We start from the raw sequence: 16,257 nt of genomic DNA, 5'->3' as shown, positions 1-16,257 counted from the left end.
CGATCGCAATTGGAGTAAATAATATATGTCAGTAATTTCCGCGATAATTCCAGTTAGGAATAGAAAAAATTATACTCAAAATATTCTTACCCAAATTTATAGTCAATTAAGCAATAAAAACTATCAGAAAAAATTTAATGTAATTGTTGTAGATGATGGTTCTACTGATGGTACTAAAGAACTAATCCGTTCTCAATTTTCCGAAGTTAACCTCCTTGAAGCAGATGGATCTCTCTGGTGGACAGGAGCTATTTGTCAAGGGATGAATTACGCCATTGAAGTTTTAAATTCAGATTATATTGTTTGGTTAAATGATGACATATCCATATCAGAAGACTTGATTGATAATATCAAAGAAATTTGCGACTCTCCTTTATCAAAAGAAGCCATAATCGGAGGAATAGTTCGAGAGCGAACATATCCAGATTGGGTTGTATTTAGCGGAATGCTTAGAAAAAAGTTAATTCGCAGCATGGATCATTTTGTTTCCGAAAAAGAAATAATAGTTGACACTCTAAATGGAAACATAGCTGTTATTCCCCGCACAGTGGTTGAAAAAATTGGTTTACCGGATGCAGTCAGATTCCGCCATTATGGCGGTGATTTTGAATTTGTGAGTCGCGCTAAAAAGTGTGGATTTAAAGTTATTTTATCAAGTCGTTTGCAAGCGACAACAGACTGTCAGATTGCCGACTTTGTTCGTTATATGCCTCCTTGGATGCAATGGCGTATAGAAAATAATATTTTTAAAAAAATAAAAATACTGCAAGGATTCACGAATTTAAAATTTCATCATAATATATGGCATATGTTAAATATCATTTATTGGGATTATAAACATATACCTAGCTGGAAGTATATAAATTTTTATGTTCGGCAAGTTATTAAAGTTATTGCTAGCGATTTCTGGTTGAGAAGCAGGCTAGAAGGAGAACTACAGGATTATTTTAAAGAGCAAAATGCTCCCCAGCCAATTATTGATGCAATTATGTCTGAAATAAGTCGCAAATAATTTAATTTAACTAATATGGCATTAATATCTGTAATTATTCCAGTATATAACGGTGAAAAAACAATTCGAGAAACCATAGAATCAGTTTTGGCGCAGACATTTTCCGATTGGGAGTTAATTATTATTAATGACGGTTCTACTGATAGTACTTTGGAAGTTATTGCTAACATCAAAGATAATCGATTAAAGGTTTTCTCTTATCCAAATGCTAAACAAGCTGCTAGCCGAAATCGTGGACTTTCTATAGCTCATGGTGAATTCATTGCCTTTTTAGATGCAGATGACGTATGGATGCCGGATAAACTAGAGCTGCAATTAAAAGCTTTACAGACAAATACTCAAGCAGCTATTGCTTATAGCTGGACTGATTGTATAGATGAATCCGGGCAATTTTTGCGTCGAGGAAATCATATTAACCTAACTGGTAATGTTTATGCACAGATGTTGTTGACTGATTTTTTGGAACATGGCTCTAACCCTTTGATTCGCAGAGATGCTTTAAACCAAGTTGGTAGCTTTGATGAGTCACTTCCTCCTGCTGAGGATTGGGATATGTGGTTGCGCTTGGCTGCACGCTATCAATTTGTCGCGGTGCCATCAGTACAAGTTTTATATCGAATTTCTGCTAATTCAGCATCTTCTAATCTTGGGAAGATGGAGGTAGCTTGCTTGCAAGTTATTGAACGAGCCTTTTCTCAAGCTCCTGAGTCTCTACAACATTTGAAAAAGCACAGTATTGCTAACACCTATAAATACTTAACTTTCAAGGCACTTGAAGGCTTTGTAGAACGACGTAGAGTTTTAGAAGCTGGAAGATTTCTCTGGTATACCGTGAAGAACGATCGTGCTATCTTGTTCTCAAGAATTATTTTAAAAGTATTACTTAAAATAGCTGTAATCTTGCTGCTGCCTACGGCTCAGGCTCAGGCTTTAGTTAGTAGATTTAAAGGATTATTCAATACCAGTACAATACTGGGATATCTGCGGCAGACTGTGTAAAAATACTAATTTTTGAAGCAAGGCGCTTTAGAAGTATAGTTAAAGATGAACTTAAGCGATCGCACCTTCCTAACTACCCACAGCACAACGCTCAATCATATCAACATAAGCTCGGCGAAGTTGCTCCCAACTAAAGCGATCGTAAACGCTACGATGGTAACCGAGGCGCTTATGCTTATCCAGACTTTCACTGAGAACTTTAGTTATTAAATTTGCCAAGGTTCCTGACAATTCAAAATTAGCAAAATAACCTTCTTTCCCCAACACATAACGGGGAATATCGTAATCATGAGCTAAACATGGTAACCCATATGACATAGCTTCGACAAACACGCGCCCAAATGCTTCGCGCAAAGAAGCTAGCACAAAAACATCAGCAATTCTGTAATAATCATCTACTTGATTGCGAGGTACTGTTCTTATTTGAAAATTATCTGAACCTAATAATTGATTGCCTAACTGGATTAGTTTATCTGATTCCTTTTCTTTTTGTCCCAATAGTAAAAGAAATGGTCTTGGCTCTGGCAAAGTAGCAACTTCATGAATAATATAATCCACTCGCTTGTGAAAACTGTTAATAGCTGCTACGGAAAGAATTAAAGGTTTCTCTTTAGGTAATCCCAGCCTATTTCGTAAAACTTCTCGCTCCTGGGCTGAAAGCATTTGTAGTTCGGACGGTATATTGAATCCAGAAGGAAGCAGAGTATGTTTTGCCGCAGGTTCTTGATAATTTAGAGTATTTTGAAAGCTCGTTGGAGTCAAGTGCTGTACATGATTCCAACGAGTAAAAGGAGGAGAAAACGGGCCACCATTACGGAAAAGTAACTTATAATTTTGTTTTGTCAACCGCCGCCAATGCCAAAGTAGATAACCTAAACCATCATCGCTGAAATAAATTACGTCTGGTTTTTGACTCTGTATAAATGGCAATAGACTAAAAACAAATGAAGCTTCTTCAATGAAGTAGCCTTCTTGTTTGAGAAAATAATCTCCTTTTTTCAAAAATTCACTCAAGTTTTTCACTAAATTTCCCAGTTTAACTGCCATCCAACTAGAGCGCGGCATATTCCATAAATTTATGGATTTTTCCTGAGAATTACCACCTCCTTTGAAGAGAGTTACGTCAAGAGAAGATTCCTGCGATAAAACAGAAAAGCACTCTTGGAAAAAGGACTCATAACCGCGCTGGACGTTGCCCAGCCCAGAACAGAGGAGAAAAACTTTAATCATTACGATCGCCTTAAGAAGGCAGTTTTTGAGGCTCTAATAAGCCAATTGCCTGTTTTTTGCTAAATGTTAACTTATTATCAGCGCAGTCGATCGCAATTATATCGCCTGGAACAAAAGCGCCCTCCAGCAGCATGGTAGCAATGGGATTTTCCAACTCTCGCTGAATCGCTCTTTTCAGGGGACGAGCGCCGTATACTGGATCGTAGCCTGCTTCTGCCAAACGATCTTGGGCGGCTGGTTTGAGTTCGATGTTGATTTTTTGGTCGGCGAGTAATTTTTGAATGCGCTGCATTTGAATGCTCACAATTTGCCGCAATTCGCTGCGACTGAGGGTGTGGAATATGATCGGTTCATCGACGCGGTTGAGAAATTCCGGACGGAAATGTTTTCTTAAGGCGTCCATCACCTTTTTACGCATTTGTTCGTATTGGGAATCATCCCAATTTTGGATTTTAGATTTGGGATTTTGGATTGCAGAATCAAGTTCTGATTTTTTATCTGTTCGTCCTTGCTTCTCGCCTAATAGGTCAATAATTAAATTCGAGCCTATATTACTCGTCATTATAATTACAGTATTGCGGAAATCGACCGTTCTCCCCTGGGAATCGGTGATTCTCCCATCATCCAACACTTGGAGGAGGATGTTGAACACATCCGGGTGCGCCTTTTCCACTTCATCCAGTAACACCACCGAGTAGGGACGCCTGCGAATCGATTCCGAAAGTTGTCCGCCTTCCTCGTATCCGACGTATCCGGGAGGCGCACCCACTAGGCGCGATACGGAATGCTTTTCCATGTACTCGGACATATCGATTCGCACTAAGGCGTCTTCGGAATCGAACAAAAACTGGGCTAAAGCGCGGGCTAACTCCGTTTTTCCGACTCCACTTGGCCCCATGAACAGAAATGAGCCGATCGGTCTTCCTGGGTCTTTCATTCCCGCCCTAGCGCGTCGAATCGCCGCTGCAACGGCTGAGACGGCTTCCTGCTGTCCGACTACTTTTTTATGCAATTGCGCTTCCAATTGCAATAGTTTCTGCCGTTCCGACTCTAGCAGGCGGTTAACGGGAATTCCCGTCCACTTACCGACGATTTCGGCGATATCGGATTCGGTGACTTGTTCGCGCAACAGGGTGGAACCTTGGGATTGCAGTTTCAAAAGTTCCGCTTCTTTCGCTTCCCGATCGCGCTGCACTCCCTCCAGTTTGCCATACTTCAACTGCGCGGCCTTATTGAGATCGTAAGCTCTTTCAGCTCGCTCGATCTGCACCCGCAGTTGTTCTTCTTCCTCTTTTAAAGTATTGATCGCTTCCAGAAGATTCTTTTCACCTTGCCATTGGGAAGAAAGTTGTTCTTGTTCTTCCTTCAATTCGGTAATTTCATCTTCAATTCCGCGCAAACGTTCTCGCGATGCCTTACTTTCTTCCCCTTCCAGGGACAACTTCTCCATTTCTAACTGCATCAGTCGCCGATCGATCCCCTCTAACTCTTCCGGTTTTGAGGTGATCTCCATTTTCAACTTAGCAGCTGCTTCATCGACCAGATCGATCGCCTTATCTGGCAAAAATCGATCGGAGATGTAGCGATGGGAAAGCGTCGCCGCCGCCACCAACGCCGAGTCTGTAATCTTAACCCCGTGGTGAACTTCGTAGCGTTCCTTCAGTCCCCGCAAAATCGAAATCGTATCTTCAACTGTAGGTTGATCCACGTAAACTTGTTGGAAGCGCCTTTCCAACGCCGCATCTTTTTCGATGTGCTTGCGGTACTCATCCAACGTAGTTGCGCCAATGCAGCGCAATTCCCCACGCGCTAACATCGGTTTGAGCAAGTTGCCCGCATCCATCGCCCCTTGAGCGCCCACACCCGCACCGACGACGGTATGCAGTTCATCTATAAATAAGACAATTTGCCCTTCCGAGTGGGTGACTTCCCGCAATACCGATCGCAGGCGGTCTTCAAATTCTCCCCGATATTTGGCACCGGCAATCAAACTGCCCATATCCAGGGAAATCAATCTGCGATTTTTCAAAGATTCCGGTACGTCGCCGTTAACGATCCGCTGAGCTAAAGCTTCTGCGATCGCAGTTTTCCCAACTCCCGGTTCTCCAATCAGCACGGGATTGTTTTTCGTCCGGCGCGATAGCACTTGAATCACGCGGCGAATTTCATCATCCCGTCCGATTACGGGGTCCAGTTTACCAGCTTTTGCCTGTTCTGTCAAGTCGCGCCCGTACTTTTCTAAGGCGTCGTAACGATTTTCCGGGTTTTGATCGGTAACCTTTTGACTGCCGCGAATCGCTTTGATAGTAGCTTCCAGCTTTTTGACATCTGTATCGAAAGGTTTGAGTAACCGACGACCGATGCGATCGTCTTCAGCAAAGGCTATGATTAAATGTTCGACAGAAATATACCCATCTTGCCAAGATACCCTTGCCGACTCAGCGCGATCGAGCAATACATCTAAGTTTTTGCCCAGGTATATATCATCGCTCTTAGCAACGATTCTGGTTTGTGATTTTGCATAAGATTCAAGTTGGGACACCAGACGGGCGGAGTCAATGCCGGCGCGATTGAGTATGCGGTGTGCCAGTCCTTCTTGTTCCAGAAGTGCGATCGCTAAATGTTCTACCTCCAGATACTGATGTTGATAGCGACGCAGCACCTCTTGCGATTTGACAATGGCTTCCCAAGCTTTATCGGTAAATTTAGTAGCATCCGTAGGCTGCACAGTAGTTCGTTCCTCTTTATCAAAGGGTTTCTCAATTCTTACCCCTGATGACCATGATACTGAAAACCATCAGCACTTACTTATCGAACAATAGGGGGCTGGGGAAAATCAGCGAAACTGTCTATTTGAGATTTCTCTTAAATTTTCCCTATTTCCCATTTTGAATCGTACAAACTAGAAGGGAAAAAACAATCGCTAGAATGACAAGAGGATTTTTGAGATGACCGAGGTTTTCTCCGGTGGCTGTCTGTGCGGGGCTGTGCGCTACGAATGTCAGGCATCCCCCTTCGCCGCCATGCACTGTCAATGTTCTGACTGTCGCAAAACCAGCGCCACAGGTCACAGTTCCAAGTTAGCTGTCCCCAGGTCTGCTGTCAAAATCTCCGGTGAACTCAAGTTCTACGAATCGCAGGGTGAGAGTGGGAATATGGTGCGGCGCGGTTTTTGTCCCAACTGCGGTTGTTCCATCTACGCTGAGTCTTCTGGCTTTCCGGAAATGGGTGCGATTAGCGCCAGTAGCTTAGACGATCCTTCTATTTTCCAACCCAGCATGGTCATTTTTGCGGCGAACGCTCCCGCTTGGGATTATACTGACCCACAACTGCCCAAGTTTGACAAGATGCCACAGATGTAGAAATAGGATTTCTGCCAAGCAATAATTTGGGCTGAAAATCTGCGAATGATTGCTTTTTTTAGTAATTGGCCAAATTACTCTTATCCTTCACCGACTACTCGACTACGACTCGCCATTCGTGAAGTTCGTACTTAACGCAGCCATTTTTCACTAGGGGATCTTGGGATACGATCGCTCGCGCCTCTTCGATCGTAGCCGCTTGGAATAGGAGCATTCCGCCGCCGCGTTCCGCCCAGTACCCGCTACGCGCCTGATGTCCTTTGGCAATCAAATCTTGTACGTAAGCTTTATGTGCGGGTACGTATTTGTCAAACGTAGGTTTATCGACAATTCCTTGTTCGATTTTGACAAACCAAGGCATTCCAATTAATCCTTTTTGTGCTAATGTTCGCTTGGCGCAGTAAGAAACCGGGTTTCTTTAATTGTCCAAGCCGAATTTATCTGGAGCGCCCCAAGAAACCCAGTTTCTCTGATATTTGTAATTCTACTATTATGGACAAATCAAAAAAAAGATTTTTCATCGCACTTCTACCGCCCCAGGAAATGCAGTCGCGAGCTAATGAGATTAAGCAATATTTTGCCGATCGCTACAATAGCCGCCATGCCCAAAAGTCTCCCCCGCATATTACCTTGCAACCGCCTTTTGAATATGCGATCGATTCAGTCCCGACTTTGCTAGAATCACTCAGCAGTTTTGCCAGTACGCAACAAGCAGTACCCATTACATTATCAGGATTTGCAGCTTTTCCGCCCAGAGTCATTTATATCAATGTTCTCAAAACGCCCGCACTATTATCTTTACAAAAAGACTTGATGGCTCGTATGGAAACATCTTTGAGTATTGTAGATCCTGTCTCCAAAAAACGCCCTTTTGCCCCTCACATGACGGTTGCCTTCAAAGACTTGACACGACAGAACTTTCATGCTGCATGGCCGGAATTCCAGGAGCGATCGTTACAATATGAGTTTCTTGCCGATAAGCTAACTCTGCTAATTCATGACGGCAGTCGGTGGAATATTCACTCACAATTTCCCCTCTCGTAGGGTGGGCAATGCCCACCACACCAGCAACTGTATGGTAGAAAGACAAAAAAGAAATCGATAATTCTGTGGTGTAAAAGGAGAAAAATACGTGCCCTACCAACTAGCTGGACAATCTTTGGCAATTCTAATTAGCATCATGGGAGTTACCCCTCCCCCAGCAGCACTTGCTAGTTATGCTATTTTCGTTTCTTCTACCAAAGAAGTTGTTTCGCCCATTCATATACAACCCTGCGCTATAGCGAAATCCCTCCCTTATTTAGCATATAAAACTAAAAATAACAACTCCAATAAAAAGGCTGTTATCAAGTTTTCATCATCAAAAAATCTGGCGAAAATAGCATCGGATAGCGGCCTTAATTCAGCCAGAATTACAGTGTGCGAAATTTCGGGAAAATGTTGGAGCTATCAAGGCGATCGACCGCCGCAAAGTGCCGCCAGTTTAATTAAAGTTCCGATCGCGATCGCACTTTTGCAAAAATTATCCCAAAATAACATGAGTTTGGATCGAACGATCTATGTTGACACCAGCAACTTTACTGAAGAAGATTATTCACCCATCAAAGCGGGTAAATCTTATACTTTCCGATATTTGTTGACGGAAATGATTGCCCGGAGTAGCAACATTGCCACCAATCAAATAATAGATTATTTGGGATGGAATTATCTCAATCAAGTATTAGATAATCTAGGATATCCCACAACTCAAGTCGGTTACAAGCTCACAGGAGAATCGACTAAACCAACCAAAAATCGCGGCTTTGGAGCTAATCGAGTTACGAGCAACGAACTTTCCGCCATGATGATGCAGATTTACAATTGCGAATATCCCGAATATAATGTACTTATTGATATTTTTAATCAGCAAGTCGATCGCGAGTTGGGATTTGATGCTTTAAAAACATCGGCGGGAAATTGGTTGGGCGAAAAAACCGGAGAAAATAGCAAAGTTAGAGGCGCTACTTTAGCAGCAAAAATTAAGGGTAAAACTTATATTATTACTGTTACTGAAGATAACGGTAAGAGCGCTCCCAAAATTCGCGATTGTATTGGTAAAATAGTGAATTATATTGCTAAGAATGGAACGATTTGAGCCTCCCCGTAGACGGGGAGGAGGTCAAAATTAATGCGGTTTCTGGATCACCTTCTCCACAACGCGACGCTTAACTTTGGGGTCGATCCCGATCAAGCGGACATATTCTCCAGTATGGTCATTTAAGCAGGATTCCAGAGATGCGATCGCATCCGAAACCTCAGTTGTTTGAATTGGAGAACAACTTTGCCAAGATTGAGTGCGGAAACGACGTTCGTCGGCGTGTTCCGTAGCGATGCGATATCCTTGGGCGAGTAACTGGCGTACCTGTTCCTGAGTTTCTGCACTTAGTTTCGCACCGTTTACCTGACCGTTGCTGGTGGCATAATTTACTTTGTATACTGTCTCAACTTTGGTTGAGTTATTCGGTACTTCATTTTGGATAGGAGTAGTAGGCGCAACATTCGCAGTTGGTTGATTGAAGTTTAATCGCCCCGCATTGTACTCTTCTACCAACCTTGAATTTTTCACTCGCTGTTGTTCTTGCACCATTAAATTACCAAATTCAATTAAGCGAGGTAGTCGGAAATCTGGCTTGATGAAATTTGGTTTTCCATCAGCGCTATTTACCACGCGAGCAGAAACTCGATCGATCCCAACTTTGTGGATGAATTCCCGAATTAGTTCGTCGTAAATCCTCGCTCTCACTGCGCCAAAAAAGTCAATAGCTTGATCGATAAAAGTATCGACAAACTGCTCAATTTCACTGGGAGAAAGTCCATCTTGGGAAAAAATACCGCTGACAATCCCAATTTTATCTTCGCGGTTTGGTTCCCAGAAAAACTTGTCCATCCGACCATCGCGAACTAACGGCGCATAGAGAGTGGATAAGTCATTTCCCGTCACAATAATTGGCACGCGATGTAGGGGTGTTGAATCATAACTGCCAGGAAGTTGTACGTTAGTTGGGTTATCGGCAATATTCATCAGCGTAGCATTCACCAACTGCGTATTTACCGTGTATTGCGTGCCTTGATCGAAGCGTCCTGCACCTGCATCCAAATCGTTAATCACGATCGCAGTCATTTTACCGCGAACCTTAATCAATTCTGCTGCTTCTCGATAGCGCAAGCGCAGCAAACGCGCCGGATCTCCTGCATCTGGACTTTCTAGTTCTCCACCAGAAATATGCACTGCTTCGATGCCCATTTTCTCGAATACTAATTCACATTGAAAGGATTTCCCTTCTCCTTTGCGTCCGTGAATGCCGAGAATTAGAGGAACTCTTACTCCCGGAAGTTCGAGAAAGTTTTTGGTGATATGAACGGCAAGTTTGTCAAGGAACCTGGGAGAGATGTAGTAAGACATTGGTGTGTGATTGGCGATCGCATCTAACGCTAATGTTAAAATTTTATAACATTAGGTAACAAGTGGGATAGTTTAATTAGTTTGATGGGTGCGATTGTTTTTATTTATTTGAACCGCAGAGTACGCATATAGTAGGTTGGCTTGAGGTAAGGAAACCCAACAATTAATTTAACTGCGAAGGCGCGATAGCGAAGCGAAACGCGATCGCGTTTTAGGACGCGAAGTTTTTATTTATTTGAACCGCAGAGTACGCATATAGTAGGTTTTCTTCCACTTATCGTACCCGTTACGCAGAAAACAAATATTTCTGGTGAATTTCTAATTCTGTCATCACAAAATCACTATATCGATCGTGACTCCTAATAAAAGCAGTTTTATTTGTCCCTTCACAATAAGAATAAGTCGAATGATAGTGTTGGCAAACTCAGATCGCGCTTTTCATAGGAATGCGATCGCATTATCCCCGGTTGCTCAACTCTTCTACAAAAGCTTGGTGTTCTAATGTTACTAACCCCATCTGTAAAACCGACTGTACCTCAAGCAAATTTCCACTTAATAAAGCCGGAACTGCTAACCACAAACCCGGAAATACTTCACTTCTAATTATTCCCGATTCGTCCGCTGATAAAGCAACATATTCTCCTTCTCTTAAGCGAAACCAATCAACTCTTTGGTTGTAAACTTGCCAAACCAAATATTCTTGTACTTGGTTGCGACGGTAAACTCTCAATTTCTCTCGTAAATCATAAGAAGCACTACTTGCGGCGATTTCAGCAATAAATTCAGTAGCACCTTCAATATAACCATCTTCGCTAATAGTAGATTGTCCCCCAACTTCAATTCGCAACAGTGCATCGGGTTGTGGTTCGTTATCTGCATCGAGGCGTACCGTGGTATCAGCTAACAAATCGATACCGGGTGTGGCAATCCGATATGGAGATAACCATCCTATGATACTAGCGTGAGGTCTACCGTGGATAACTCGGACTGGCGATCCCATATAAACAACTCCTTCGATTAATTCGGCTTTTTTCAACTGAGGCATTGCTTCGTAGCGTCGCTCAAATTCAGCGCGACTGAGACAATCCCCATTTTCCAAAGGCAAAATTTTCGGCATTGTTCCTGTCATTACTTGACCTCCAACCCTTTGTTTTCATTGTGGCATAAGGAGTAGCAATATGTCTCCGGCTTTCTGCTTACTTGCACTACCCAAAAATTATGGTGTTGGCTTTTAGTATAATAAATTGCTCAACAATAAAATCTAATGTGAGGCGATCGCATATTTATTATATAATAATAAATATCACCTAAAAAGATTCCATTGTCAATAATGACTCGCTTCATACACGATCGATTCACAAAAGATTGTCTAGAAGAATTACTGACACCCTACGGACAAGTAAAACCCGCTCAAAAAGTCTCATCCGAAATAAGAGAAATCGATGTACTGTTCATTCCCAACGCTCCTCCCGAAACCCTATCGCAAGATTTAGGATTATTAGGAAGATTGGGAGAAACAGCCGCCATCTTTGAACCCTTTCGCAATGCCATTGACCCAGATGAAGTTTGTGCTTGCCTCCTGAAAGCGCTAGAAGTCCGAGAAAGCATTCAACGACAAGCAAAGCGCAAAAATGCACCCGATGAACCCATCAGCTTACCTTACTTATGGATTCTCACTCCAACCGCCTCAGCCTCCATCTTGGAAGGATTCCGCGCTATACTAGAGGACAATTGGGGCGCGGGAGTTTATTTCCTTCCCTATTATTTGAGAACAGCCATTGTAGTAATTCATCAATTACCCAAAACTCCAGAAACTCTTTGGCTGAGAATATGGGGAAAGAAAAACGTACAAAAGCAAGCAATTGATGAATTGGAGGCGCTACCGCCAGACAATGTATGGCGAGAAAGAATCTTGGAATTGTTCTATCAATTACGAGAAAATTTAACGGTCAATCAAAGTTTAGAAGCAGACGATCGGGAGTTAGTTATGAGATTGCAACCTTTGCTTCAGGAAAAGTTAGCACAAAGTATCCAACAAGGTATCCAACAGGGAGAGCGTTTAGTAGTAGAAAATTTATTAAAAGCAAGATTTGGAGAATTAGATGCAGAATTATCTGCTTTAATTGACTCGATATTGAGTTTCCCTCCAGAGGAGTTTACTCCTTTACTACTGCAATTGTCCCGTGAAGAATTGGTAACGAGATTTAGAGATTAACAAAAAAATGCGATCGCATCTTTTACCAATTAATAAAATGGGTAGCCAGAAGTGCGATTTCATCTCACCACACAGAAACTTCGCACTTTCCCATCCTCACAAATAAAGTAGGGGCAATTCATGAATTGCCCCTACTTTAAAAACTAACGATTCAGTTGTACCAACTAAATATTAGTAACCTCTGGTGTTAGGCTTGGAAACGATGAAGCTGAGAACTTGACACTGCTTCACGTTATCGAAACCCACAACGCGGATATAGCAGTTGGAGTATTCCGAACGGCAAGCGCGTACTTCTTCCAGAACTTCTTGAGCAGTGGTAGCCTTGAACAAAGGCAGTTTCCACAGAGTCCAGTAGTGCATTTCCGGCGCAGAAGATTCGCTGAATTCTACAGCTGGGATGTAGCCTTGCTCTAGAATGTACTGAACTTGCTTAACGATTTGGGCGTCGGTGAGAGGGGGAAGATAAGAGAGAGTTTCGTAACGACGCTCTTTGGGTAGAGTTTTCATTGCTTACAGGTCTTCCTTAGTACTTGTAATTCTGTTCTATCTGCTAACGATCGAGCTTATTCAGATTCACCTTGCGGTTCTGTTTGCCCTTCAGGAGATGCGGCGGGGTCAGAAACAGTCAGTTGCGTAATGCGTTCCAAATGCTGACGCCGATGCTCCATATTTGCCTGTTGAATACCAGTGCGAACCATCTCTGGCAAAAAATCTGTTACTTCCTCTGCTAGATGCTGGCGCACCGTCATCACTCGTAACGCCAGTTCCTGCTTTTCCCGGAGCAACTCCTCCAAGTAAGCTTCTCCATCTTGGATTTTGCTTTTCGTAGAAAAGTTATTCAGCCAGTAAGCTAGCGGAGGATTAGTCTCGCTCAGTTGAGCCATGATAATCCGCACGGCTTGATAGGTCAAGTAGCTGATCAGCGTCTTGCTGGTATCTTTCGCGACTTGTTTGAGATCCATTTTGACCCCGCCTCCGGCGATTTTAAATTTTAGACTTTGGATTTTAGATTAATAAATAAATCCAAAATCCAAAATCGGCAATCCAAAATCGATTACAGGGTATCCATTGCCTCGAACTCGAACTTGATTTCCTTCCACAGTTCGCAAGCCGCAGCCAGTTCGGGGCTCCACTTGCAAGCTTCGCGGATCACGTCGCCACCTTCGCGGAACAAGTTGCGACCTTCATTACGAGCTTGGATACAAGCTTCCAAAGCCACGCGGTTAGCGGTAGCGCCGGGAGCGTTACCCCAGGGGTGACCCAAAGTACCGCCGCCGAATTGCAGGCAAGAATCATCGCCGAAGATTTCCACGAGCGCGGGCATATGCCATACGTGGATACCGCCAGAAGCAACTGGCATTACACCGGGCATAGAAGCCCAATCTTGGGTGAAGTAAATACCGCGAGCGCGGTCTTGTTCGATGTGATCTTCGCGCATCAAGTCTACGAAGCCCATCGTGATGCCTTTTTCGCCTTCCAACTTACCTACAACGGTACCGGAGTGCAGGTGGTCGCCACCAGACATCCGCAAGCACTTAGCCAGTACGCGGAAGTGGATACCGTGGTTCTTTTGACGGTCGATAACTGCGTGCATAGCGCGGTGGATGTGCAGCAGGCGACCGTTGCGACGGCACCACTTAGCCAAAGTAGTGTTAGCGGTAAAACCACCAGTCAGGTAGTCGTGCATGATGATGGGCGTGTTGATTTCGTTAGCGAATTCAGCCCGCTCCATCATTTCTTCGCAGGTGGGGGCGGTCACGTTCAGGTAGTGACCTTTGATTTCACCAGTTTCAGCTTGAGCTTTTTCGATCGCTTCTTGAACGAACAGGAAACGATCGCGCCAGCGCATGAACGGCTGAGAGTTAATGTTTTCGTCGTCTTTGGTGAAGTCCAAACCGCCGCGCAGACATTCGTAAACTGCACGACCGTAGTTCTTAGCAGATAGACCCAGCTTGGGCTTAATCGTACAACCCAGCAAAGGACGACCGTACTTGTTCAGCTTGTCCCGTTCTACTGTAATCCCGTGGGGAGGGCCTTGGAATGTTTTCAGGTAGGCAACTGGAATTCTCATGTCTTCCAGACGCAGCGCACGCAGAGCTTTGAAACCGAATACGTTACCTACGATCGAGGTAAGCATATTGGTAACAGAGCCTTCTTCAAACAGATCCAATGGATAAGCAACGAAGCAGATGTACTGGTTGTCTTCGCCAGGAACCGGTTCGATATCGTAGCAACGACCTTTGTAACGATCGAGGTCGGTCAGCAGGTCAGTCCAAACTGTTGTCCAAGTACCGGTTGAGGACTCAGCAGCCACAGCAGCACCAGCTTCTTCTGGAGGTACTCCGGGCTGAGGCGTTACGCGGAACGCCGCCAGAACATCAGTATCTTTCGGTGTGTAATCTGGCGTGTAATAAGTCAGCCTGTAATCTTTAACTCCGGCCTGATACCCAGCTTTCGCTTGAGTCGTCGTTTTCGCGTAAGACATATGTCCCTTCCTGGGAATTACTGCAATTTTTTTTTGCCCATTTGGCAGATGCTTAAAACTATATCAAGAAATCAATTAGCTACACTTCAAATTTTTTTTAGAATTTCATAACCTCTCTTTATATATTTTTAATAGGTATAAATTTTTGTTGCACCATCCATCCAAAAAGTGACATCTTGTGATTTGGGGATCGTCCTTGCAGAACAGCCAAAAAAATGATGTTCTTGTCAAATCCCCCCCTTTTCCCGTCAGTGGGGCGACAATATTTTTAAGTCGCGGCACTGCAACTATCACTCCCGTCCCGATGTGAGATTATCGCTCGCAATTTAGCTAATTCCTTCCTTTCCTCTGCCCCTCTCTTCCCCTAGCCCTTAGACTCTCTTAAGCAGTAGCCTATTTGTGAATCGTTCGGTCAGGAGAATAACTATGTCATTATTGAGTGGGCGCATCAGTATTTTCCTAAGTGCCGCGCTGCTGGGATTGGCAGCATTCCTGGGAGAAACCGACACCAGAAGCGTCCTAGCTCAATCGTCCGGAAAAGATGAGACTCCCTTTTACCCAGCACAACCGCCGCCACCAGAAGTCGATCCCTTACGAATACAGCGCCAAACGCCTCAGCAACGAGAGTATCGCGTTAGTGCTTTACTACGCGATGTTCTCGGCAAACTCTGGGTAGGTTCGTGGCAGGGATTAGCGCGGATTGACCCCAATACGGGTCGCATTTTGACGCGGGTCAACTTACCCGATGTTTTTATCGGTGCTTTAGCTGAAGATAAAGTAGGCAGAATTTGGGTGGGAACTTACCAGGGATTGCAACGAGTAGACCCCCGCACCAACGAAATTACGGCACAGAATTTTTTTATGCCTTCCAATCGAGTATTGTCTCTTTTGATTGACAAACGAGGTTATTTGTGGGTAGGAGGCGATCGCGGTTTATCTCTAATTAGTCCCGATCGAGGATTATTGATGACCACGCTGCGAAACTTACCGGGTGTTAGCGCCAACGCCCTCAGCTTAGATACAGAAGGTCAGCTGTGGGTGGGAACTCTCGACGGTTTGGTAAGAGTCGATACCGCCAGCGCTTATCCGATCGGACGAGTTACCGACTTACCGGGCACGACTGTCCAAGCTTTAGCCTTAGATTCTAAAGGTAGTCTGTGGGTGGGAACGCCCAGCAATTTGATCGAACTCGATCCCCTCACCGGTAAAATCGTGCGAACTGTTGCCGAACTAGCAGAACGCAATATTACAGCATTGAATTTTGACCAGTTGGGTAGCCTTTGGGTCGGTACAGATGCTGGTGTTTTTCGTTACAATCCTTACACCGGAACGCTCGCGGGTCAAGTTTCCGGTCTGCCTGCGGCTAAAGTCCTTTCCCTCTCTTCGGATACCGGCAATAAATTGTGGGTGGGCACTCGTGACGGGTTAGCTTGGGTAAATTTGAATACAGGTGCTGCTATAACCCATCGCGCCTTCAGTCGCACCACTCCTGAATATTGAAGAGGGCGTCGG

The 16,257-nt window shown here is 44.1% G+C and carries 15 protein-coding genes; 7 read left to right on the top strand and 8 right to left on the bottom strand.

The genetic code is table 11. From position 1 onward, the window contains the following. Nucleotides 1–25 precede the first annotated feature (25 nt). A complete protein-coding gene (locus H6G03_RS26520; protein WP_190471094.1) occupies nucleotides 26–1,012 on the top strand; it encodes a glycosyltransferase family 2 protein in 987 nt (328 codons plus the stop codon). 15 nt (nucleotides 1,013–1,027) lie between these two features. Further along, the gene (locus tag H6G03_RS26515; protein ID WP_190471092.1) at nucleotides 1,028–2,011 is read left to right on the top strand and encodes a glycosyltransferase; all 984 of its coding nucleotides are present in this window, start codon (nucleotides 1,028–1,030) and stop codon (nucleotides 2,009–2,011) included. Nucleotides 2,012–2,080: 69 nt separating this feature from the next. Here H6G03_RS26515 and H6G03_RS26510 read toward each other — a convergent pair whose 3' ends face one another. Together H6G03_RS26510 and H6G03_RS26505 are read right to left on the bottom strand one after the other, a co-directional pair. Then, a complete protein-coding gene (locus H6G03_RS26510; RefSeq protein ID WP_190471091.1) occupies nucleotides 2,081–3,241 on the bottom strand; it encodes a glycosyltransferase family 4 protein in 1,161 nt (386 codons plus the stop codon). A 10-nt stretch (nucleotides 3,242–3,251) separates the two neighbouring features. Then, the gene (locus H6G03_RS26505) at nucleotides 3,252–5,969 is read right to left on the bottom strand and encodes an ATP-dependent Clp protease ATP-binding subunit (protein WP_190471088.1); all 2,718 of its coding nucleotides are present in this window, start codon (nucleotides 5,967–5,969) and stop codon (nucleotides 3,252–3,254) included. 220 nt (nucleotides 5,970–6,189) lie between these two features. Here H6G03_RS26505 and H6G03_RS26500 point away from each other — a divergent pair, with 220 nt between their 5' ends. Further along, nucleotides 6,190–6,603 carry a GFA family protein gene (locus H6G03_RS26500; protein ID WP_190471078.1) on the top strand — a complete coding sequence of 138 codons (414 nt, stop codon included), beginning with the start codon at nucleotides 6,190–6,192 and terminating at the stop codon, nucleotides 6,601–6,603. Nucleotides 6,604–6,697: 94 nt separating this feature from the next. Here the strand turns inward: H6G03_RS26500 and H6G03_RS26495 are convergent, their stop codons facing one another. Next, the gene (locus tag H6G03_RS26495; protein WP_190471076.1) at nucleotides 6,698–6,964 is read right to left on the bottom strand and encodes a YciI family protein; all 267 of its coding nucleotides are present in this window, start codon (nucleotides 6,962–6,964) and stop codon (nucleotides 6,698–6,700) included. 131 nt (nucleotides 6,965–7,095) lie between these two features. Between H6G03_RS26495 and H6G03_RS26490 the strand changes: the two genes are divergently transcribed. Beyond that, entirely contained in the window at nucleotides 7,096–7,647 is a 552-nt protein-coding gene (locus H6G03_RS26490) for a 2'-5' RNA ligase family protein (protein ID WP_190471073.1), read from the top strand. An 88-nt stretch (nucleotides 7,648–7,735) separates the two neighbouring features. Continuing rightward, on the top strand, nucleotides 7,736–8,737 hold the full coding sequence (locus tag H6G03_RS26485) for a serine hydrolase (RefSeq protein ID WP_190471070.1): 1,002 nt from the start codon (nucleotides 7,736–7,738) through the stop codon (nucleotides 8,735–8,737). Nucleotides 8,738–8,767: 30 nt separating this feature from the next. Here H6G03_RS26485 and H6G03_RS26480 read toward each other — a convergent pair whose 3' ends face one another. Beyond that, nucleotides 8,768–10,045, bottom strand: coding sequence for a ribulose bisphosphate carboxylase small subunit (locus tag H6G03_RS26480; RefSeq protein ID WP_190471068.1), 1,278 nt, complete (start codon nucleotides 10,043–10,045; stop codon nucleotides 8,768–8,770). Between the two features lie 457 nt (nucleotides 10,046–10,502). Beyond that, a complete protein-coding gene (locus tag H6G03_RS26475; RefSeq protein ID WP_190471066.1) occupies nucleotides 10,503–11,174 on the bottom strand; it encodes a Uma2 family endonuclease in 672 nt (223 codons plus the stop codon). Nucleotides 11,175–11,375: 201 nt separating this feature from the next. Here H6G03_RS26475 and H6G03_RS26470 point away from each other — a divergent pair, with 201 nt between their 5' ends. Continuing rightward, nucleotides 11,376–12,260, top strand: coding sequence for a hypothetical protein (locus H6G03_RS26470; RefSeq protein ID WP_190471062.1), 885 nt, complete (start codon nucleotides 11,376–11,378; stop codon nucleotides 12,258–12,260). A 171-nt stretch (nucleotides 12,261–12,431) separates the two neighbouring features. On the opposite strand, the gene H6G03_RS26465 is transcribed toward H6G03_RS26470, so the two are convergent. The 3 genes from H6G03_RS26465 to H6G03_RS26455 form a co-directional block, all read right to left on the bottom strand. Continuing rightward, complete coding sequence (locus tag H6G03_RS26465) at nucleotides 12,432–12,767, bottom strand: ribulose bisphosphate carboxylase small subunit (protein ID WP_190471059.1); 336 nt, start codon at nucleotides 12,765–12,767, stop codon at nucleotides 12,432–12,434. Nucleotides 12,768–12,823: 56 nt separating this feature from the next. Then, nucleotides 12,824–13,222 (bottom strand): RuBisCO chaperone RbcX, encoded by a 399-nt coding sequence (gene rcbX, locus H6G03_RS26460; protein ID WP_190471056.1) that lies wholly within the window; start codon nucleotides 13,220–13,222, stop codon nucleotides 12,824–12,826. A gap of 92 nt (nucleotides 13,223–13,314) precedes the next feature. Beyond that, nucleotides 13,315–14,745 (bottom strand): form I ribulose bisphosphate carboxylase large subunit, encoded by a 1,431-nt coding sequence (locus tag H6G03_RS26455; RefSeq protein ID WP_190471053.1) that lies wholly within the window; start codon nucleotides 14,743–14,745, stop codon nucleotides 13,315–13,317. Nucleotides 14,746–15,171: 426 nt separating this feature from the next. Here H6G03_RS26455 and H6G03_RS26450 point away from each other — a divergent pair, with 426 nt between their 5' ends. Further along, on the top strand, nucleotides 15,172–16,245 hold the full coding sequence (locus H6G03_RS26450) for a ligand-binding sensor domain-containing protein (protein ID WP_190471049.1): 1,074 nt from the start codon (nucleotides 15,172–15,174) through the stop codon (nucleotides 16,243–16,245). Nucleotides 16,246–16,257 lie beyond the last annotated feature (12 nt).

Source organism: Aerosakkonema funiforme FACHB-1375 (assembly GCF_014696265.1).
Lineage (GTDB): Bacteria > Cyanobacteriota > Cyanobacteriia > Cyanobacteriales > Aerosakkonemataceae > Aerosakkonema > Aerosakkonema funiforme_A.
The sequence above is the reverse complement of the archived record's forward strand: the minus strand, read 5'-3'. Positions and strand labels throughout refer to the sequence as shown.